Consider the following 21,419-nt stretch of genomic DNA (forward strand, 5'->3'; position numbering starts at 1 on the left):
TGCCCCGGCCTTCGGCGCTATCTTTTCTTCAACCGGATGATGATCCGGACGGTTCGAAAGGATACGTCGATGACTGCTTTGACCTTCTCCTCCCGCAAGACAATGCCCGCCGCAATCGGCTATGCCGGCGCCATCGTTACGGTCTTGATCTGGGCCAACTGGATTCTTGCTACCCGCCACACGGCGGAGACGCAGATGAGCACGATCGACCTGGGCTTGATCCGCTATGGCATCCCGGCACTGGTGCTTTCCCCCGTCTGGCTGCGCACCGGGTTGTTGCCAAAAGGTGTGCCACTGAAGCTGCTGGCGCTGATGGTCTGCGGCTCAGGCGCGCTTTTCTTCCAACTGACGACTTTTGCCATCCACTCCACGCCCGCTGCGTCGGCCGGTATTCTGCTCGGTGGCTCGATGCCGCTTGCAACGGCGTTGATCGGCGTGCTGCTGTTTCGCGAGCGGCCCGACATCACGCGTTGGCTTGGTCTCGGCGGTATCGTTGCCGGCGTTATCATCCTTTTGGTGCGTAGCCTTTCGGGCACGGAGATTTCCTGGGTCAGCTTCACGCTGTTGCCGCTCGGCGCTTTGCTCTGGGCCGGCTACACCCATGCCTTCCGGCGCTCCGGCCTGAATGCCATCCAGTCAAGCGCTGTCATCGCCATCTGGTCGTTCCTCATACATGTCGGTCTGGCCTTCGTCTTCGGCAGCTCGCTCGCCTCCGTCCCGCTACCGGAAATCGGCCTGCAGGTCGTCAGCCAAGGTCTGCTTTCCGGCCTTGCCGCCACGCTCGCCTATGGCCTCGCTGTCCAGGCCCTCGGCGGCACGCAGGCGGCCGCCTTCACCGCCATCACCCCGGTGCTCGCCACCTTCGGCGGTGGGCTGCTGCTTGGCGAACCGATCGGCGGTGCCGAAGTCGCCGCGGCGGTTGTCACGGGAATGGGCGTCGCGCTTTCGACAGGAGTCTTGTCGAGGAAATGAATGCAGTAGTCAGCAAGGTTAAGTTGAAGGCTGCCGACGGCAGCCTTCCGCAGCGAAGCAACGTTATCTCATGATAATTTGCAGAGAGTCTCAGAATTGCCGTTCTGTTGTAGCCCGTAAATTCCTGCTCAGAACCAACGCGCCATTGCGACCCGTCTCTCGGGGTCCGCGCCATGTTCGATCTCGAACCTGAGAATCTCAGACAATCCCACGGACATCTCGCCCGATTCCAGCACGCGAAACCCAAGTGAAGCGTAGAACGGCGCATTGAAGGGTACAAAGCGATCCGTCGTCAGCGTGACGCCCGATGCGCCACGCATCTGCGCCGTCTCGATTATGGTTTGCATCAGACGCCGCCCGACGCCCTTTCGTTGCCATTGCCTGACGACATCGATCTCAACTACATAGATAGCCCCATCAAGCTCGGTAGCGGCGAGGAATGCCAGGGGGTGATCCAGATCATTCACCGCCACGAGCAGCAGCTTCGCATAGAGCGAATGTTCCAGCTTGTCGCGCGGCACGGTCCTGCCATCATCCTCCACGCCCAGTGCCTGGCGGAGAGTTACGAAGGCATCGATCTCGATCTCCGCCATAAAAACCACGTCAGCGGAACGCGCCAACCGTATCGTATAAAAGTCCCGCGCGATCTCTCCCATGCCCATCACATATTCGGATAGACCGGTCCCTCACCACCCTGAGGCGGCACCCAGTTGATGTTCTGGTTCGGGTCCTTGATGTCACAGGTCTTGCAGTGGACGCAGTTCTGGGCGTTGATGACGAAGGTTTCCTTGCCGTCCTTTTCTACCCATTCGTAGACGCCGGCCGGACAGTAGCGGGTCGACGGACCGGCATAGATGTCGAATTCCGAGCTCTTCTGCAGCGCCATGTCCTTGACCTGGAGGTGGACCGGCTGGTCTTCCTCATGATTGGTGTTCGACAGGAACACCGAGGACAGCCGGTCGAAGGTCAACACGCCATCCGGCTTGGGGTAAGCGATCTTCTTGTGCTGGGCCGCGGGCTCCAGTGAGGCCGCGTCGGTCTTGCCGTGTTTCAGCGTGCCGAATAAGGAGAAGCCGAACAAAGTGTTCATCCACATGTCGAAGCCGCCGAGCACAATGCCGAGGCCGGTGCCGAACTTCGACCAGAGCGGCTTGACGTTGCGGACCTTCTTCAGGTCCTTGCCGATATCGGTTGCGCGCCATTCGTTTTCGATCTCGATCACTTCGTCATTGGCGCGGCCGGTCGCGATCGCCGCGGCGATCTTGTCGGCTGCGAGCATGCCCGAGAGGACCGCATTGTGGCTGCCCTTGATGCGCGGCACATTGACAAAACCGGCCGAACAGCCAATCAGCGCGCCGCCCGGGAAGGAGAGCTTCGGCACCGATTGCCAGCCGCCTTCGGTAATAGCACGGGCGCCATAGGAGATGCGCTTGCCGCCTTCGAATGTGCCGCGAATTGCCGGATGCGTCTTGAACCGCTGGAATTCCTCGAAGGGGTAGAGATAGGGATTCTTGTAATTAAGGTGGATCACGAAGCCCACGGCGACGAGATTGTCCTCGAGGTGATAAAGGAAGGAGCCGCCACCGGTTTTCATTCCAAGCGGCCAGCCGAAGGAATGCTGCACGAGACCCTGCTTATGGTTCTCCGGCTTCACCTGCCAGAGTTCCTTGATGCCGATGCCGAATTTTTGCGGTTCGCGGCCCTTCTGAAGGTCGAACTTGGCGATGAGCTGCTTGGCGAGCGAGCCGCGCACCCCCTCTCCGATCAGTACGTATTTGCCGAGCAACGCCATGCCGCGCGTATAGTTCGGGCCTGGCTCGCCATTGCGCTCGATGCCCATGTCGCCGGTGGCGACGCCGATGACCGCGCCGTCGTCATTATAAAGCACTTCGGTCGCGGCAAAACCGGGATAGATCTCGACGCCCAGCGCCTCGGCCTTTTCGGCGAGCCAGCGACAGACATTGCCAAGTGAGACGATATAGTTGCCATGATTGTTCATCAGCGGCGGCATGAAGGCGTTCGGCAGGCGGACGGAGCCGGCGGGTCCAAGGAACAGGAAATGGTCGTCCGTCACCTCGGTCTTGAAGGGATGCCCCTCCTCTTCGCGCCAGCCGGGCAGCAGGCGATCGATGCCGATCGGATCGACAACCGCGCCTGACAGAATATGCGCTCCGACTTCCGCGCCTTTTTCGAGCACGACGACGGTGAGATCGGGATTGACCTGTTTCAGGCGGATCGCCGCCGACAGACCGGCCGGCCCGGCGCCGACAATCACCACGTCGAATTCCATGCTCTCGCGTTCAGGCAGCTCGCTAGCGTCAGTCATTCACTCTCTCCGATTGACCAGGCTCCGATTGAATTGGGCGCGCGGCCTTGTCCCCTTTGGGCGTCTTCCCCATTTCGGCTATCTCTTGTCAAAACGGGAGAGGATTGTCGAGCCGGGAAGCGACAGTTGATCCTCCAATTCGCACAGCGCAGCCGCGAAGTTAAGTTACTCTTACGTCAACGTCAATAATTGCGCGCATTTCACTCGCTGTTTGTCGGCATTCAACTTTCAAATATGGTTCACAGCACTCTATAGATCCGAATTGAAATATCCGGACAACGCAAAGGATGGACATCATGGATCTCGGCATCAAAGGAAAGCGGGCGCTGGTTCTGGCTTCGTCGAAAGGGCTTGGTCATGGCATAGCGGTGGCACTGGCACGCGAAGGGGCGAATGTCCTGCTTTGCGGCCGCAGCGGCGAGAGGCTCGAATCCAATTGCAAGGCAATCAATGCCGAAGGAAAGGGCCGCGCCGACTGGATCTGGGCCGATCTCAACGACGAAGGCTTCGTGGAAATCGTCAGCAAGGCGGTTGCCGACAAGCTCGGCGGCATCGACATTCTTATTAATAACACTGGCGGACCGACGCAAGGGACATCGGAGGATATGACCGCCGAACGGCTGGAGACCTATTTCCTGTCCATGGTGGCTCGCGTCATCACCCTGACCAACGCCTTGTTGCCGGGCATGAAGGCCCAGGGCTGGGGTCGCATCGTCACCGTCGCATCATCGGGTATCATCGAACCGATCCCCAATCTGGCGCTTTCCAATACGCTGAGACCCGCCCTCGCCGGCTGGAGCAAGACGCTGGCCACAGAAGTTGCCGCCCACGGCATCACCGTGAACATGCTTCTGCCGGGCAGTATCGTCACCGACAGGCTGACCGAGGTCGAAAATACGATCGCGAAACGCACGGGCAAAAGCCCGGAACAACTGCGCGACGAACGGCAGAGGCTCATTCCCGCGGGCCGTTACGGCCGGGTCGAGGAATTTGCGGCAACAGCGGCGTTTCTTTGCAGCGAACCTGCGAGCTATGTCACCGGCTCGATGGTCCGTTGCGATGGCGGTGCTGCGCGTTCGCTCTGAAGGCAAGTATCAGGGTACGAGGAAAGCGGCTTTAAGGGGCGTATTGAACACAATTGCGTGAGAAACGACGGGGCTCCGCACCGAGCCCCAACCCCGTTAATTCAGAATAGCCGGGGTAAAAACCGGCATTGTTGCGCTTTCATTGCATATCGGTGGTCAAAAAATCGCCAATTCGACTATTTGTTGCACTGCAAGAGGAACCGCACCGGCAAAGCTTTCCAAGTGTTAATTTTTCACCCTGTCGAACTGTGTTAAGTTGCTGCAGATTGGCGTTCATAAATTCACGTTATAGGGACAGAATTACCGAACGTTAGCGGTAACGACGATGTGATGTATTGCGGCGACCCCCGTCTTTTTTTGCGACGCAATAAATCCACGTCAATGTCATCGCATTTCCTGCAACTCGCCTCGACCGGTTCTCAAATATGAAGAAATTCTGGCTCTCTCTCGGCCTTCTCGTTGTTGCAGCCCTCGTAGTCTGGGGCTATCGCGACCGTATTCCCTTTGTTTCCGCATTTGTCGACAAGGCTTCCGCCAAAACGGAAGACAATAGCAAGACGGCTAACGCCGGTGGCCAGGGCAAGCGTCAGGTCGGCCCCGTCGCCGTAAAGACGGTCGCCGCTGTCAAAAGCACGCTTCCGATGGACGTCTCGGCGACAGGCTGGGTCGTGCCGATCGATTCAACGACGATCGCCGCGCAGGAAGCTGGGCTGATCACGCAGATCGCCGTCAAGGACGGCGTGACGGTCAAAGCCGGCGATCTAATAGCCAAGCTCGATCCGCGTACAGCGCAGGCTGCCGTCAGCAAGGACCAGGCGAACCTCACGAAAGACCAGGCAAACCTTGCCCAGGCAGAGACCGCGCTGACCCGTGCCAATAGCCTGCTCACGAGCAGTGCCGGCACTCAGGCGACAGCTGACGAAGCGCGCGCGACCCGCGATGCCGCTGTTGCCACTGTCAGCGCGGACCAAGCGCAGCTTGCCTCGGATCAAGTCCTGCTCGGAAACACCGATATACGCGCGCCCTATGACGGCCGCCTCGGCGACGTTCAATTGAGCCTGGGCGCCTATGTCAGCGCCGGCACGCCAATCGTGACGATCAGCAAATATAATCCGGCCTACATCAAGTTCACTATGCAGGAAAACAACCTGCGCGAACTGCAGGAGCAGCTGGCCGCAGGTCCTGTCCAGGTCACCACCGTTCCTCGTTCCGCAAAGGGCAAGCCTCGCACCGGAACGATCACCTTCTACGACAATACGGTCGACCAGGCTTCCGGAACGATCGCCGTGAAGGCAACCTTCGAGAACGCCAACGGCGCCTTGTGGCCGGGACGCTCCGCGAATGTCATGGTTCACTTTGCCGACAACGAGCAACTCGTCGTCGTGCCGACGGTCGCCGTCAGCCCGGGGCCGGACGGCTACATCGCCTTTGTGGTGAAGGACAACAAGGTCAAGATCACGCCGGTGACCATTGCTCGCGCCAACGGCAGCCGCACGGCCGTCGCCACGGGCCTCTCGGTCGGCGACCATGTCGTTGTCGAGGGTCAGTCGCAGCTTAACAACGGCAGCGAGGTCAAGGAACAGTTCAGCGACAATCCGAGCGAGAAGGTCGCCTCGGCCGATGATGGCAAGACCGAAACCATCGCAGTTGGAGCGCAACAATGATCCCAACATTCTGTATCCAGCGACCGGTCGCCACCACGCTTCTCGCCATCGGCGTGGTTCTTGCCGGTCTCGCCGGCTACCGGCTCATCCCTGTCGCGGCGGTGCCGCAGGTGGACTTCCCGACGATCAACGTCTCGGCCCAGCTGACGGGTGCCTCACCGCAGACCATGGCCACCTCGGTCGCCACGCCGCTGATCAAGCAGTTCGAGACGATCCCTGGCATCAGCGAAATTTCCTCGACAAACTCGCTTGGCAATACCAGCATCGTGCTGCAGTTCAACCTCGACCGCAGCATCGACGCCGCCGCCGGTGACGTGCAGGCGGCGATCTCGACTGCGCAGAGGAAACTGCCCAACAACCTGACTACCCCGCCGAGCTACAGGAAGACCAATCCGGCCGATGCGCCGGTCATGCTGATCGCCGTACAGAGCGACACACTGCAACGCAGCAAGCTCGACGATATCGCCGAGAACATCATCGCTCCGTCGATCTCGACCCTGCCGGGCGTCGCCGAAGTGACCGTAAACGGCGCGCAGACCTACGCGGTGCGTATCGACGTCGACCCCGACAAGCTTCTCGATCGCGGCATCGGTATCGACACGGTCAATACGGCCGTCGTCAACGCCAACAACCAGGTCCCGGTCGGCACGTTACAAGACGCCGCTCAGAGCATGACGATCAATGCGGATACGCAACGCGTCAACGCCGACGAGTTTCGCACTCTCGTGATCGCAAATCCCAACGGCAATCCAATTCACCTCGGCGATGTCGCCGACGTCCAGGACAGCGTCGAAAACCAGAATATCGGTAGCTGGTACGATGGCCAGCGGGCGATCATCCTGGCGATTCAGCGCCAGCCCGACGCCAATACCGTCGACGTCGTCGATGCCATCAACAAGACACTGCCGAAGCTGCATGCCGAAATGCCGGCTTCCGTCAAAATGACGGTCATGAACGACTCGGCCCAGCCGATCCGCGAGGCCATTTCCGACGTCAAGTTCACCCTGATGCTGACCATCGGCCTCGTCGTTCTCGTCATCTACCTGTTCACAGGCCATGTGACGGCAACGATCATCCCCGGTCTCGCCGTGCCTCTTTCGCTGATATCAACCTTCGGCATGATGTATGTGCTCGGCTATAGCGTCGACAACATCTCTCTACTCGGATTGACGATCGCGGTCGGACTCGTGGTGGACGACGCAATCGTCATGCTGGAGAACATTCTGCGGCATATGGAAGAAGGCATGCCTGTGCTGCAGGCTGCCATCCAGGGCGCGGCCGAAGTCAGCTATACGATCATCTCCATGTCGATCTCCTTGATCGCCGTGTTCATTCCAATCCTGCTGATGGGCGGCGTCGTTGGCCGCATCTTCAACGAATTCGGCATGGTCGTGGCGATCGCCATCGTCTCCTCGGCCGTGGTCTCGCTGACTGTCACGCCGATGCTTGGCTCGCGCCTCTCCAGCGCCCACAGCCATCCTCCCCTGCCGGTGCGCCTCTTCAACAAGGGCTTCAACTGGACCGAGGTCAATTACGGCAGGGGCGTTGCATGGTGTATTCGCCATCGCTACATCGTGCTTGGAAGCTTCCTTGCCTCGGTGGCGCTCTCGGCCTACCTCTTCGTGACACTGCCGGCCAGCTTCTTCCCGCAGGAAGACATCGGACGCCTGCAGATTTCCACGCGCGCCCGCCAGGATATTTCCTATCCGGCCATGCGTGACCTGCAGAACCAGGCCGCTGCAGCCATCAAGGCGAACCCTGCCGTAGAGCACGTGATGTCGGTCGTCGGCGCCAGCGCCCGCCAGACACTCAACAACGGTACGATCTACGCCCAGCTGAAGGACAAGAAGGATCGCGAACCGCTCGACCAGACGCTGCGCGAAATGCGCGCCGCCGTCGCCAAGATCCCAGGCATTCAGGTCTTCATCAACCCGCAGCAAAGCCTTCGCTTCGGCGGACGCCAGACCGCCAGTCAGTATCAGCTCATCATCCAGGCCCTCAACGCCGATCTGACGAACCAGTGGGCCAACAAGATGTTGCAGGAGATGCGCAAGGATCCGCGCTTCACCGACGTGACCACCGACGCGCAATACAACGCGTTGCAGGCCAATATCGTCGTCGACACGGAGAAGGCCGCCGCCTACGGCATCAACAACAACCTGCTGCGCACGACGCTTGAAGAGGCCTTCAGCGACTTCGCCGCCGCCCAGATCCAGTCGACCGGCGACAGCTATGACGTGATCATCGAATATGATGCGAACCAGCCCTGGGACGACCAGAAGCTGTCGCGCATCCATGTGACGTCTTCGAAGGGCGAGCAGGTTCCATTGTCGGCCTTCGCGCACATCGTACGCAATACTGGGCCGGTGACGATCAACCAGACGGGCCAGCTCGTTTCGACCACCGTGTCCTTCAACCTGCCGGCAGGCGAAGCGCTTGGCGACGCCACCGCCCAGATCGACCAGATCAAGAAGGACATCAATATGCCGGCGGACGTTTTCACGTCCTACGGCGGTACCGCACAGATCTTCCAGCAGTCGCAGGGCAGCACGCCTTACCTGATCCTCGCGGCCGTCCTGACGATCTACGTCGTTCTGGGCGTTCTCTACGAAAGCTTCATCCACCCGCTGACGATCTTGTCGGGTCTGCCGGCCGCCGCCCTCGGCGCCCTGCTCGCCCTCAAGCTCTTCGGCTTCGACCTGTCGATCATCGCGCTCATCGGCTTGCTGATGCTGATCGGTATCGTCAAGAAGAACGCGATCATGATGATCGACGTGGCGCTGGAAACGCTCCGATCCGGCGGCGTGTCGCCGGCGGAAGCGATCCACGAAGCTTGCGTGCGCCGTTTCCGGCCGATCATGATGACGACCTTCTGCGCGCTCCTAGGCGCTCTGCCGATCGCTCTCGGCGGCGGTGCGAGCTCGGAACTGCGCCAGCCGCTGGGTATCGCCGTCGTTGGCGGTCTGGTCGTCTCCCAGGTGCTGACGCTGTTCATCACGCCGGTCATCTTCCTCGAAATGAACCGTCTGAACGACTTCGTCAGTCGGCTCGGGAAGCGCAAGGTACAGCATGCGCACGCGGAAGAAACGCCGACCGCGATCGCGGCCGAATAAGACGCAGCGGGCGCCGAGAGGCGCCCGTTTTACTTTATCCTTTTTCAAGTCTTGCGCTTACAGCTCAGCCATGCCATGACGCGCCCTCTCTGAGACAAGGGCGCGTCTCGCGTTTCCCAAAAGGGGCTTCGCCCCATTCCAAAAAATTTGACAGAAAGGAGTGCGGGCATGGCTCGAGCGCTTGGTTTCGACTTCGGCACAACGAACACGGTTTTGGCGCTTGCCGATGGTCCGGCGACGCAATCAGTCGCCTTCACCAGTGCCGCCGGCACCGCTGACAGCATGCGCACGGCACTGTCCTTCATGAAGGATCCAGGACTCGGCGCTGCAGCATTGAAGGTCGAGGCGGGGCATGCTGCCATCCGGCAGTTCATCGACAACCCGGGCGATTGCCGATTTCTGCAATCGATCAAGACTTTTGCCGCGAGTGCGCTTTTCCAAGGCACGTTGATCTTTGCCAAGCGCCACACGTTCGAGGACCTGATGGAGATCTTCGTGCGCCGGCTGCGCGCCTATGCTGGCGACGGCTGGCCGGCGGATGTCAGCCGCATCGTCGCAGGCAGGCCGGTGCATTTTGCCGGCGCCAATCCGGATGCATCTCTCGCTACGGCACGCTATAACGCGGCGCTATCGCGCTTCGGCTTTCCGGAAATCCATTACGTCTATGAACCGGTCGCGGCTGCATTCTATTTCGCCCAGCATCTGAAAGCGGACGCGACCGTGCTGGTCGCCGATTTCGGCGGCGGCACGACGGACTATTCGCTGATTCGCTTCGAGACCCATGGTGGAAAACTAACGGCGACGCCGATCGGCCATTCCGGCGTCGGCATTGCCGGCGATCACTTCGACTTCCGCATGATCGACAACATCGTCTCGCCGGCGATCGGCAAAGGCAGCTTCTTCAAAAGCTTCGACAAGCTGCTGGAGGTGCCGACTTCCTATTACGCCAATTTCGGCCGCTGGAACCAGCTATCGATCTTCAAGACCTCGCGCGAATATGCCGATCTGAAAAAACTGGTGCGCAGCAGCCTGGAGCCGGAAAAGCTGGAGACCTTTATCGATCTCGTCGAACACGACGAGGGCTATCCGCTTTATCAGGCCGTATCGGCGACGAAGATGGCGCTTTCGGCTGACGATGAGGCCGAATTCAACTTCCCGCCGCTTGGCAAGGCTGGCCGCAAGACCGTGCGCCGCGCCGATTTTGAAAGCTGGATCGCTGACGACCTCGGCCGCATCGAAGGTGCGCTGGACGACGTGCTGGCGACGACTAATACTTCTCCGGAATCCATCGACAAGGTATTCCTCACCGGCGGCACCTCTTTCGTGCCGGCGGTGCGCCGCATCTTCACCGAACGTTTCGGTCAAGAGCGGATCGAAACCGGCGGCGAGTTGCTGTCGATCGCCCATGGTCTTGCCTTGATCGGCGAACGCGACGACATCAGCCAGTGGACGGCATAAGGGTGAAGCACACCCTGCCCTTTCGTTCTCCCGCCGCTTTGGCTAGAGTTCGCCAATGATCTCCGCCAACGATCTCACCCCAGCCGAACTTGCCGCCCTTCTGCATTTTCATGTGGAGGCCGGTGCCGAGTGGCTGCTCGAAGAGGAAGCGGTCGATCGCTTTGCCGAATTCGAGGTGATGAAGGCCACTCGCCAAGGCGCCCGGGCAGTCCAGCCGCGCGTCGAGGTAGCGCCGCCTGCGACACCGCCGGCTGTGCAGGCGGAACGTCGTCAGGCGGCACAGCCGACCGCCTCTGCGATGCCGCCGCGAAACGCACCGGCCATCCCTGACGAGCAAGCTATCGAACAGGCTCGGTTTGCGGCCGAAAGCGCACGGTCTTTGAGCGAACTCAAGACGGCGCTGGAGGCCTTCAACGGCTGCAATCTGAAAAACAGCGCCCGCTCGACAATCTTTGCTAGCGGCACCGCCGAAGGCCGAATCATGGTGATCGGCCCGATGCCGAGCGCCGATGATGACCGCGAAGGCACGCCCTTTGCCGGGCGAACCGGACAGTTACTCGACAAAATGCTGGCCGCCATCGGTTTACAGCGCGACGGCATCCTGCTCACCAATATCATTCCGTGGCGACCACCGGGCAACCGTGCACCCTCTGCGCCGGAAATCGAGATATGCCGTCCCTTCATCGAACGGCAGATCGCGCTCGCAGAGCCGAAGGCCTTGCTGCTGCTTGGCAATTTTACCGCGCGCCACTTCTTTGAAAGCAACGAAACGATTCATGGCCTCCGCGGGCAATGGCGAGAAGTGACGATATCCGGCCGGCCGATATCAGCGATTGCCAGCCTCCATCCGCAGGAATTGCTGACTGCTCCTATCAATAAGCGATTGGCCTGGAACGATCTTTTGATGTTCAAAAGTCGTTTTGACGCCGAGCTTTCAGTCTAATTTTTCATCAATGTTAACGGAAGATGAAATTTGCTATGCGTCCTTTGCATGGCAGCGTTCCAACTGTGCGCATTGCAGAATCAATGCTGCACTGCAATATAGACAGTGTGTCTTGGGAGGAACTTGAAAGGAACCAAGGCCATGACTGCTCGCTTCCGTCCTATCCATTGCGGGTTTGATACCCTGCGCCGCGCCCTTGAACCTGCGCGCGCCACCAACGGCCATCGTAGCCTCGGCATTGCCGCCAATGAGCAGATGACTGCTCGCGGTACCGGGATTTCTGCCCGTGTCGCCCGCCCGACCGCGATATTCGCCGATTTTCGCGAGTGCTGACCAACGGAAAAGCTGAGACAAATCAAAGCTTAGCTTTGCAATTTGTACAAGCCAGGTTTTCCGAATTGTGTATTGATACACCACAAAATCCGCTACAGCATCATGCGTGATTTTGTTTCCAGGGATTGCATCTTGTCTTCAGGCTTGCGTTCATTTTTCACTCTTCTCGACTCCGTGGGGCATATCGGCTCAGCGGTGCGCGCCGCGGAGGAATTCGAGCGCTCCCGCGGCCTGCGCAAGGCTGGCAAGAGCGACCTAAGCCCTACACAGGCAGCGGCTGTGGGCATACCTTTATAAGTTGGGAAAGGGCGGGATCAACGATCCCGCCCTTTTTTGCTTCGGATTTTCATCAGAGATTTTCATGAAGAGCAGCGCCGGGCTTAGCCCGGCGTTTTTTTTGCGCTTCATTATTCTGAAACGGTGCCCGCCTTTACAGACTGCGCCCACGTGAAAGCTTCATCCACAGCAGCGAGTTTCACGGCCTGCCACCGGCAATATTCGTCGAGAAAGTCACGAGACATCCACAGACGTGTCTTCTTCGGTTCGTCATACCAGCCAAGACTGCCGCCATCGGCAGCCTTACGCAATAGACGCTGCAGATGAGTGCGCGACATCATGAACTGCGCGGCGATTGCGCGTGTGTCGATGCGGCCGAGATTGACGCGCCCGTCCGTTTCCATACTCAGATCCACCCGGGAGATGAGATGGTCCATCACCAGGCCGCCCGCCTCCGTCCAGAGAAATAGGCCGACACGCTCCGGCGGCTCGCGCCAGGCGGCCACCTCCAGACAGCGGCGCGCCATACGCGGCTGCGCCAGATCGACCAGCTCTGGATGAGCGGCAAGTGCGGCGGCACGGCCACCATTGTCAAGCAGGTCGAGTGCGGCGAGATTGGCGAGATACCAACTTATCATTGCGGCGTGACTGACCTCGGCCGGCTCGTAGCGGCGTGGACGTCGGACAGCGCCAGCGGCGGGAGCAATGAAGCGATACGTCAGCAGTTCCTCGATATAGCTCAGCACGGTGTTGCGGCTAGCGACGCGGTAATGTGTGATGACATCACGAAGCTTGACAACGGTCAGGCCGGAGCCGGGTACGGTTGGATCGTATTCGAGATGAAGTGCATAGGCAGTTTGGGTCAGAAGCCAGCGCTGTTGTGAAGCCAACAGACGTGCGATCCGCGGTCCACTGTCGTAACGGTCCCGCAGTGCCTCCGCCAAAAAACGCAGAGAGGATATGAATTCGGGATGGCGAACAAGTTGCTCGACGGAAAAGCTCAAGCGGGCCTCCTTATGGCGCCCTTCTAAAATACGAAACGGAAGGAATTGTTCTAAATTTTTTGGATAAATCTGCCGCCACAGACCACAGCCCCGGAATCACATAGCATGCTATAATTGTGTAAAAACACTGCTATCGCAAGAAGTTAAACAAATAATTTAACTTTAAAACCATTCTTTCTCCATCATCTTTTCCCATGACCGGGCGCGACGGCGGGACACAGAATAACCACCCGCGTCACATGCCGTCGCGATTGATCGCGCATCGTTGCTGCGTTAGAGCAAGATGCGCTTTCGCAATCCGCAGCCCCTTCAATCCAATCGACCGGAATCCCGCTCCAATGCTGGCCAGCCTCGTCTCGATCGCCAGTCTGATGTTATCAACGCTGTTGATGATGGTCGGCTATGGCTTGATGAACTTCGTCGTTCCGATCCGCTCTGTGGCGGAAGGCTGGTCGACCTTCACCATTTCGGTGATTGCCACCGGGTACACCTTCGGCTTCACCATATCCTGCATCATCACACCGCGTTTCGTGCAACGGGTGGGACATGTGCGGGTGTTCGGCGCTCTGATCTCGCTGCTCAGCATCGGCATTCTGCTTTGCGCATTGATGGTCGATTGGCGTGCCTGGCTGGTTTTCCGCTGCATCAGCGGCTTCGGTATTGCCGGCGCTTATCTCATCATCGAAAGCTGGCTGAACGAGCGGGTCACCAACGAAAACCGCGCGACTATCTTCTCGGTCTATATGATCACCTGTTTGGTGGGCTCGATCGGCGGGCAATATCTGGTGCCGCTCGGCGACCCCAGCAATACTTCCCTTTTCATTCTCTGCGGCGTCATCTTCGCGCTCGCGATGCTGCCGACGGCCCTGTCGACTGCAAAGTCGCCGACGCCGATCCATCAGGCCAAATTCGACCTTCCGAAGCTTTACCGGCTATCGCCGATCGCCTTCATCGGCTCCCTGCTGTCGGGCGCCCTCTCCGGCACCTGGAGCAGCCTTGGCGGCGTTTATACCCAGAATATCGGCATGAACACGGCGGAGGGCGCGACGCTGCTGGCCTGCGTGCTCGCCGGCGGCGCAGTATCGCAAATGCCGATCGGCCGCATATCGGACCTGATGGACCGCCGCTACGTGATGATCGTTTGCGGCGTTGTCGGCGTCCTTGCCTGCGTCATCATGACGTTGTTCAACGTGCATGCGCAATTGACGCTCTATATCGCCAGCTTCTTCATCGGCACCGTGCTCTATCCGATCTATGCGCTCAATGTCGCTCATGCCAACGACCGCGCGGCGCCCGACGAATATGTCACCATTTCCAGCGGCATCATGCTGCTCTACGGGCTGGGCACGGTGTCCGGCCCGTTGGTCGGCGGCGCGATGATGGAACTCGCCGGCCCGTCCGGCCTTCTCTGGTTCCTGGCTCTCGCCTTCGCATTGTATGCCGGCTATGCCGGTTGGCGCATCGCCATGCGCAAGGCAAACGAGGGGCGCGTCGAAAAAACGGACTTCCAGTCCATACCCCTGCCCGTACGCGGCAGCGAACCCACCGTCCGCCAGCTGCCGTCAACCGCCGACTGATCGGCTCAAAGCTATCGGCCAAGACTTTTTTTGGTCCAAAAACGGTATGGTTACTCCATAGCGGGCCATATTAACCTTTTTAAAACCATAGCATTTCAATTTAATTTCACCGCAGTCAATAATTCCTGCGGTGCAACATGTATTTCCGACAGCCACTTCAGTTTTTACTATTTCCGAGGTTTGCATCCGATGACAGCAGCCCAATCGATGGGACGGAGTCCCCAGCAGCGTGCCGTAACACCGCGCTCTATGCGGGTCGTCACCGACGGCATCGGCAAGGACCTGGAGCGCTTCAGCACCGACAACACCCATGTTGTCAAGCAGATCAAGCTGCTGGCGATCAACGCGCTCATCGAGGCCGCCCGCGCCGGCGAAACCGGCAAGGGCTTCGCGGTGGTCGCCAACGAGGTACAACGCCTGGCGCAGATCGCCACCGATATTGCGAGCAAATTTCAGGATAACGTGCTCGGCCGCATCGGCGTCAGCCGCGACATGGCCGAAGCGCTGGTGGAGGAAATGGAGGGCGTCCGCCTGACCGATCTGGCCCAGACGCTGGTGCAGCTCATCGTCCGCAATCTCTTCGAGCGTACCGCCGATGTCCGGTGGTGGGCGACCGACACGGCACTGTGGGAGGCGCTTCAGGACCCGCAGCCGCAGCGCGTGGCTTTCGCTGCCGAGCGGCTGGGCGTTATCAACCGTTTCTATACGGTCTATCTCGATCTCGTCGTGACCGACATGAAGGGACAGGTCATCGCCTCGGCCAATCCCGCCTACCAGCGCAAGCTCACAGGCGCCAATCTCGCCTCGGACCCCTGGTTCAGGGCGGCGGCCAGCTGCCGGTCGGGCGATGACTATATTGTCGACGAAGTTCAGCCAAGCGAGTTTCACGACCAGCGCAATGTGCTCGTTTATGCCACCGGTATCCGCGAAGGCGGACGATCGGATGGCAAACAGATCGGCACGCTGGGTGTCTATTTCGACTGGCAGAACCAAGGGCAGGCGATCGTCGACAAGGAAGCCAACCTCCCGCCGCAGGTCGCCGAAAAGACTGTGGTGATGCTGCTCGACGGCAAGAGGCGTGTCATTGCCTGCAGCGATCCGAAACTGATGTTCTCGCATTTTGCGCTTGCCAATCCCGAGGGCATGACGCGGGGTAGCTATTACGACAATAACGGCGCCATCGTCGCATACGCCAAGACGCTCGGCTATGAAGACTATGATGGCCTCGGATGGTATGGTGTGGTCGTACAGCAAACGGAAGCCGACGACGCGATCAAGGCGGCCTTCAACCTAAAATGAAACGTGACCTTCTTGATCAAATACTTCCCTCGCCATCACAAATTGTAGTGGTGCGATGATATGACTTTAGCTTTGGTTCAGATTTCGATGTAATGATGCGCGCGGATTTACCGTCTGGAGCGCCGCTCCGGATCAACGCCGCCCGCCGCAGTAGAAGCCTGATCAGGATAGACCATGCGAACAGACACCGGCCAGATCGTGTATCTGGCAGATTATCGTCCCACCGACTTCGTTCTGGAACGCGTGGACCTCACCTTCGAGCTGCATCCGACAGAGACCAAGGTCGAAGCGCGGTTGATCTTCCACCGGCGCGAGGGCACTGACCGACAAGCGCCGCTTGTGCTCGACGGTGACGAGCTGACCCTCTCGGGACTGCTGCTCGATCAAGTGGAAGTTCCGGCCGAGCAATACGAGGCGATGGCGGAAAGTCTGACCGTTCGCGACCTGCCGGAGAGCGCGCCTTTCGAGCTGACGATCACGACCGTCATCAATCCCGAAGCCAATACGCAGTTGATGGGCCTCTACCGCACGGGCAGCATCTATTGCACACAGTGCGAGGCCGAGGGCTTCCGCCGCATCACCTATTTCCCCGATCGGCCCGACGTGCTCGCTCCCTACACGGTCAACATCATCGCCGATAAAGCCGCAAATCCTCTGCTGCTGTCGAACGGCAATTTCCTCGGTGGCGCCGGTTATGGCGAAGGCAAGCATTTCGCCGCCTGGTTCGATCCGCATCCGAAGCCGAGCTATCTCTTCGCGCTCGTCGCCGGCGACCTCGGTGTTGTCGAGGATACGTTCGTTACGGCCTCCGGCCGGGAAGTGGCGCTGAAGATCTATGTCGAACATGGCAAGGAGCCGCGTGCGGCCTATGCCATGGATGCGCTCAAGCGTTCGATGAAATGGGATGAGGAGCGGTTCGGCCGCGAATACGATCTCGACATCTTCATGATCGTCGCCGTCTCCGATTTCAACATGGGGGCGATGGAGAACAAGGGCCTCAACGTCTTCAACGACAAATACGTCCTTGCCGATCCGGAAATTGCCACCGATGCCGACTATGCCAATATCGAGGCGATCATCGCGCATGAATATTTCCACAATTGGACCGGCAATCGTATCACCTGCCGCGATTGGTTCCAGCTTTGCCTCAAGGAAGGCTTGACGGTCTATCGCGACCACGAATTTTCTGCCGATCAGCGCTCGCGGCCGGTCAAGCGCATCGCCGAAGTCCGCCATCTGAAATCGGAGCAGTTTCCGGAGGACGGTGGGCCGCTTGCTCATCCGGTTCGCCCGACGAAATATCGCGAAATCAACAACTTCTACACGACGACGGTCTACGAGAAGGGCAGCGAAGTGACGCGCATGATCGCCACCCTCCTGGGTCGCGATCTGTTCAAGAAGGGCATGGATCTTTATTTCGACCGCCACGACGGCCAGGCCGTGACGATCGAGGATTTCGTCAAATGTTTCGAAGACGCCAGCGGCCGCGACCTGACGCAGTTCTCGCTCTGGTATCATCAGGCTGGCACGCCGTTGGTGACTGCTTCAGGCGCCTATGACGCGGCAGCCAAGACCTTCACTCTGTCGCTCGAACAGATGGTGCCGGCCACCCCGGGCCAGACGGCCAAGGAACCGATGCATATTCCGCTGCGCACGGCGCTTTTCGCCGAGGACGGCGCATTGCTGACGCCGACATCGGTGACCGGCGCGGAGCTGACCGACGACGTCCTGCACCTGACTGCGCGGACGCAGACGGCTGTCTTCCACGGCATTCCTTCGCGACCGGTACTGTCGGTGAATCGTAGCTTCTCGACACCGATCAATCTGCAATTCAGCCAGAGTGCCGAGGATCTGGCGTCGGTCGCCCGGTATGAGACCGATCATTTCGCCCGCTGGCAGGCGCTGATCGACCTTGGCCTGCCGAACCTGCTGCAGGCGGCCCGCGATGCCCGGCAGGGCATTCCGGTCACTTGCGACGCAGCCTTCGTCGATGCGCTTTTGGCGGCAGCAAGCGACGAGAGCCTCGAGCCAGCCTTCCGCGCCCAGGCGCTCGCCCTGCCGAGCGAGGCAGACATTGCCCGCGAGCTCGGCGGCGACAACGATCCCGATGCGATCCATGCCGGTCGTCAGGCGATCCTCTCACTGATCGCCGAAGCTGGAAAAGGCGTCTTCGCCGGCCTCTACGAGAGCATGCAGACGCCAGGCCCCTTCAGCCCGGACGCAGCCAGCGCCGGACGGAGGGCATTGCGTAATGCTGCTCTTACCTATCTGTCACAGTCCGACAATGCACCGGCCCGCGCCAAAACGGCCTTCGATGCGGCCAACAACATGACCGATCTCAGCGCAGCTCTGACGATCCTCGCCCACCGCTTCCCGGAGACGGCGGAGGCCAAGGCGGCGCTCGAGAACTTCCACGATCGCTTCACAGAAAACGCACTGGTCATCGACAAATGGCTTGCCGTCCAGGCGGCCATTCCAGGCGCAGCAACCCTGGAGCGCATCCAGGGTCTGATGGAAACGCCCCTCTTCAAGCGCACCAATCCGAACCGTATGCGCGCCCTCGTCGGCACCTTCGCCTTTGCCAATCCGACTGGGTTCGGCCGCGCCGACGGCGCCGGCTATCGTTTCCTCGCTCAGGAAATCCTCGATATCGACCAGCGCAATCCGCAGTTGGCTGCACGAATCCTGACCTCCATGCGCTCCTGGCGCTTGCTGGAGCCTGTTCGCGCCGATCATGCCCGCTCCGCTTTGATGCAAATCGAACGCGCCGGCAACCTTTCGACCGACGTTCGCGATATTGTGGATCGTATCCTCAAGGAGTGATTTTCTCCTTGCTTATTGGCGATCAAGGCGGGTGATTTGCATCCGCTTTTTTCAGCCAGAACGAGTCACGGACATCCGCGCCCTACCATTGCGAGTACAAAAAACCACGAAATCGCAGATGGTTAAGAAAGTTTTACCCTTGCCTCTGGACAAGGCGAATCACGAGTGATTCATTAAGACAGATTCGGGCGAGCGGCGCAGCGAATCACACGAGGGACAAGGCTAGAGCGATGGTGGACGTGCGGCGGGCAACCGCGGCCGATGGAAGGCTGCGTGTTAATTTCGACGGTCTGAAATCCTGGCATAGCGGTGTTACCGATCGCGCGGGAACGCGGGCGGAGACGGTTTCGCGCCGCTTTCCGAAGGCGGAACACATTCTGAAGCGGGTCATTCCTGTCCTCATCGTCTCCTTTCTGATGGTCGTCGCCGCCTCGCATTTCTTCGGCATGATGATGGAACATGGGCGAATGGCGGCTGCGGCGCGGCGCGCGACTTCGCTCTCCATCGCCGCCGCTTCCGCCGCCTTTTCCAATGATGCCAGCCTGTTCCAGATCGGCGACCGCAATGGCGCCGAAAAGAAACTTGCAACTTACCTTCCGCAGGATCGGCTCGACACCGGTGCATTCGTCCTTCTCGTTCAGGCGAGCGGCCGTGTCTTCGGTTCGTCGGCCGCTGGCTCCGCCTATATCGGCCTGACCATCTCCGATTTCTTTCCGGAGGTTTCAACCATCAGAAGCTTCGGCGATCATGCCGGTGTGATCGAGACAATGATCGACGGCGCGCCCTATTATGCGGCAATTTCGCTGATCGGCGACAAGGGCGATTTCGTCCTCTCAGCCGCCTCGATGGAGCAGATCGACAAGCTCTGGCGCGATGAGCTGACGCTCAATGTCACGCTTTTCGCCGGCATCTCCTCCATCCTGCTTGTCATTCTCTACGCCTACTATACCCAAGTGAAGCGGGCGCGCGATGCCGACGAGATCTTCCTCGAATCCAATCTGCGCGTCGAAACCGCGCTGTCGCGCGGCCGTTGCGGTCTCTGGGATTTCGATTTCGCCAGCCGCGAATTCTTCTGGTCACGGTCGATGTACGATATGCTCGGCCTGCCGGCTGCCGATCGGCCGCTGTCGTTCGTGGATGCGGCACGCATGATGCATCCCGATGACAATAGCCTGCATACGTTGGCGCGGTCGGTCACCCGCGGCAATGCCGGCCAGGTGGATCAGATCCTGCGCATTCGTCATGCCAAAGGGCACTATGTCTGGATGCGTGCCCGTGCGCAGGTCATCCGCACCAATTCCGGCCATGTCCATATGATCGGCATCGCCATGGACGTCACCGAACAGCATCGGCTGGCACAGCGTTATGCCGAGGCCGACCAACGCTTGGCGGACGCGATCGAGTGTACTTCGGAAGCCTTCGTGCTCTGGGACAAGAACGACCGCCTGGTGATGTGCAACGGCCATTTTCAGCAGGCTTACGGCCTACCGGACAACGTGCTGGTGCCGGGCACTGAGCGCGCTGCCGTCAACGCCGCCGCGGCCCGCCCCGTCATCGAGCGGCGCATCGTCGATCCCGACCGCTCCAATCACTCGCAAACGACGGAAGTGCAGCTTGCCGACGAGCGCTGGCTGCAGATCAACGAACGCCGCACCCGCGACGGCGGCCTCGTTTCCGTCGGCACCGACATCACGCAGTTGAAACGCAACCAGGAACGTCTGCGTGAGTCCGAGCGCAGGCTGATGGCGACGATCAACGATCTCTCAGCCTCCCGGCAGATCCTCGAGCGGCAGAAGGCGGAGCTTTCGACCGCCAACACCAATTATCTCGCGGAAAAGGAACGCGCCCAAGCCGCCAACAAGGCCAAGTCGGAATTCCTCGCCAACATGTCGCATGAGCTGCGTACGCCGCTCAACGCCATTCTCGGCTTTTCCGAAATCCTGCAGGACCAGATGTTCGGCCCACTGGGTTCGGCAAAATACAATGAATACGCCAAGGATATCCACGACAGCGGCAAGCATCTGCTGAACGTCATCAACGACATTCTCGACATGTCGAAGATCGAAGCGGGCCATATCAAGCTCTCCTGCGAGCGGATCGATCTTGCGCCGTTGATCGAGGAATGCCTGCGCTTCACCTCCATTCCGGCCGCCTATAAGAACATCCTCATCGAACAGCGCATCTCCTCCGGTATCAAGCTGACGGCCGACCGCCGCGCCATGAAACAGATCCTGCTCAATCTCCTCTCCAATGCCGTGAAGTTCACCAATGACGGCGGCCGCATCGCGGTGCGTACGCGCAAGGTCGAGGACGCCGTGATGCTGACGATCGCCGACACCGGCATCGGCATTCCGAAGTCGGCGCTTGGCAAGATCGGTCAGCCCTTCGAACAGGTGCAAAACCAATACGCCAAGAGCAAGGGAGGCTCAGGCCTTGGGCTTGCCATTTCGCGGTCGCTGACGACGCTGCACTGCGGCCGCATGCGCATCCGCTCACGCGAAGGCATCGGCACCGTGATTGCCATTCGTATCCCCGACATGGGTTGA

Annotated in this window: 14 protein-coding genes; 11 read left to right on the forward strand and 3 right to left on the reverse strand. The window is 59.7% G+C overall.

Annotated elements, in window-relative coordinates:
• The first annotated feature begins 69 nt into the window (after positions 1 to 69).
• A complete protein-coding gene (locus FHT86_RS10960) occupies positions 70 to 972 on the forward strand; it encodes a DMT family transporter (protein WP_133706749.1) in 903 nt (300 codons plus the stop codon).
• A 128-nt stretch (positions 973 to 1,100) separates the two neighbouring features.
• Here FHT86_RS10960 and FHT86_RS10965 read toward each other — a convergent pair whose 3' ends face one another.
• Together FHT86_RS10965 and FHT86_RS10970 are read right to left on the reverse strand one after the other, a co-directional pair.
• The gene (locus tag FHT86_RS10965) at positions 1,101 to 1,628 is read right to left on the reverse strand and encodes a GNAT family N-acetyltransferase (protein WP_133706750.1); all 528 of its coding nucleotides are present in this window, start codon (positions 1,626 to 1,628) and stop codon (positions 1,101 to 1,103) included.
• Positions 1,629 to 1,633: 5 nt separating this feature from the next.
• Positions 1,634 to 3,298 carry an electron transfer flavoprotein-ubiquinone oxidoreductase gene (locus FHT86_RS10970; protein WP_133706751.1) on the reverse strand — a complete coding sequence of 555 codons (1,665 nt, stop codon included), beginning with the start codon at positions 3,296 to 3,298 and terminating at the stop codon, positions 1,634 to 1,636.
• A 296-nt stretch (positions 3,299 to 3,594) separates the two neighbouring features.
• Between FHT86_RS10970 and FHT86_RS10975 the strand changes: the two genes are divergently transcribed.
• The 6 genes from FHT86_RS10975 to FHT86_RS11000 all read left to right on the forward strand — a co-directional run bounded on the left by FHT86_RS10975 (position 3,595) and on the right by FHT86_RS11000 (position 11,894).
• Positions 3,595 to 4,383 (forward strand): SDR family oxidoreductase, encoded by a 789-nt coding sequence (locus tag FHT86_RS10975; protein ID WP_133706752.1) that lies wholly within the window; start codon positions 3,595 to 3,597, stop codon positions 4,381 to 4,383.
• Positions 4,384 to 4,808: 425 nt separating this feature from the next.
• Positions 4,809 to 6,047, forward strand: coding sequence for an efflux RND transporter periplasmic adaptor subunit (locus FHT86_RS10980; RefSeq protein ID WP_133706753.1), 1,239 nt, complete (start codon positions 4,809 to 4,811; stop codon positions 6,045 to 6,047).
• The gene (locus tag FHT86_RS10985; RefSeq protein ID WP_133706754.1) at positions 6,044 to 9,160 is read left to right on the forward strand and encodes an efflux RND transporter permease subunit; all 3,117 of its coding nucleotides are present in this window, start codon (positions 6,044 to 6,046) and stop codon (positions 9,158 to 9,160) included. Before FHT86_RS10980 ends, FHT86_RS10985 begins: the two co-directional genes overlap by 4 nt.
• A gap of 168 nt (positions 9,161 to 9,328) precedes the next feature.
• Entirely contained in the window at positions 9,329 to 10,618 is a 1,290-nt protein-coding gene (locus tag FHT86_RS10990; RefSeq protein ID WP_133706755.1) for an Hsp70 family protein, read from the forward strand.
• 55 nt (positions 10,619 to 10,673) lie between these two features.
• Positions 10,674 to 11,561 (forward strand): uracil-DNA glycosylase family protein, encoded by an 888-nt coding sequence (locus tag FHT86_RS10995; RefSeq protein ID WP_133706756.1) that lies wholly within the window; start codon positions 10,674 to 10,676, stop codon positions 11,559 to 11,561.
• A 141-nt stretch (positions 11,562 to 11,702) separates the two neighbouring features.
• A complete protein-coding gene (locus FHT86_RS11000) occupies positions 11,703 to 11,894 on the forward strand; it encodes a hypothetical protein (RefSeq protein WP_133706758.1) in 192 nt (63 codons plus the stop codon).
• A 407-nt stretch (positions 11,895 to 12,301) separates the two neighbouring features.
• Here FHT86_RS11000 and FHT86_RS11005 read toward each other — a convergent pair whose 3' ends face one another.
• Complete coding sequence (locus tag FHT86_RS11005; RefSeq protein ID WP_133706760.1) at positions 12,302 to 13,174, reverse strand: hypothetical protein; 873 nt, start codon at positions 13,172 to 13,174, stop codon at positions 12,302 to 12,304.
• A 338-nt stretch (positions 13,175 to 13,512) separates the two neighbouring features.
• Here FHT86_RS11005 and FHT86_RS11010 point away from each other — a divergent pair, with 338 nt between their 5' ends.
• The 4 genes from FHT86_RS11010 to FHT86_RS11025 all read left to right on the forward strand — a co-directional run bounded on the left by FHT86_RS11010 (position 13,513) and on the right by FHT86_RS11025 (position 21,419).
• Positions 13,513 to 14,751: an MFS transporter gene (locus FHT86_RS11010; RefSeq protein ID WP_133706761.1), complete on the forward strand. Its 1,239-nt coding sequence runs from the start codon at positions 13,513 to 13,515 to the stop codon at positions 14,749 to 14,751.
• A gap of 189 nt (positions 14,752 to 14,940) precedes the next feature.
• On the forward strand, positions 14,941 to 16,050 hold the full coding sequence (locus FHT86_RS38430) for a methyl-accepting chemotaxis protein (protein ID WP_133706762.1): 1,110 nt from the start codon (positions 14,941 to 14,943) through the stop codon (positions 16,048 to 16,050).
• A 174-nt stretch (positions 16,051 to 16,224) separates the two neighbouring features.
• Positions 16,225 to 18,873 (forward strand): aminopeptidase N, encoded by a 2,649-nt coding sequence (pepN, locus tag FHT86_RS11020; protein ID WP_133706763.1) that lies wholly within the window; start codon positions 16,225 to 16,227, stop codon positions 18,871 to 18,873.
• Between the two features lie 230 nt (positions 18,874 to 19,103).
• On the forward strand, positions 19,104 to 21,419 hold the full coding sequence (locus FHT86_RS11025) for a PAS domain-containing sensor histidine kinase (RefSeq protein ID WP_133706764.1): 2,316 nt from the start codon (positions 19,104 to 19,106) through the stop codon (positions 21,417 to 21,419).

It is taken from the genome of Rhizobium sp. BK313, assembly GCF_014193655.1.
GTDB lineage: Bacteria > Pseudomonadota > Alphaproteobacteria > Rhizobiales > Rhizobiaceae > Rhizobium.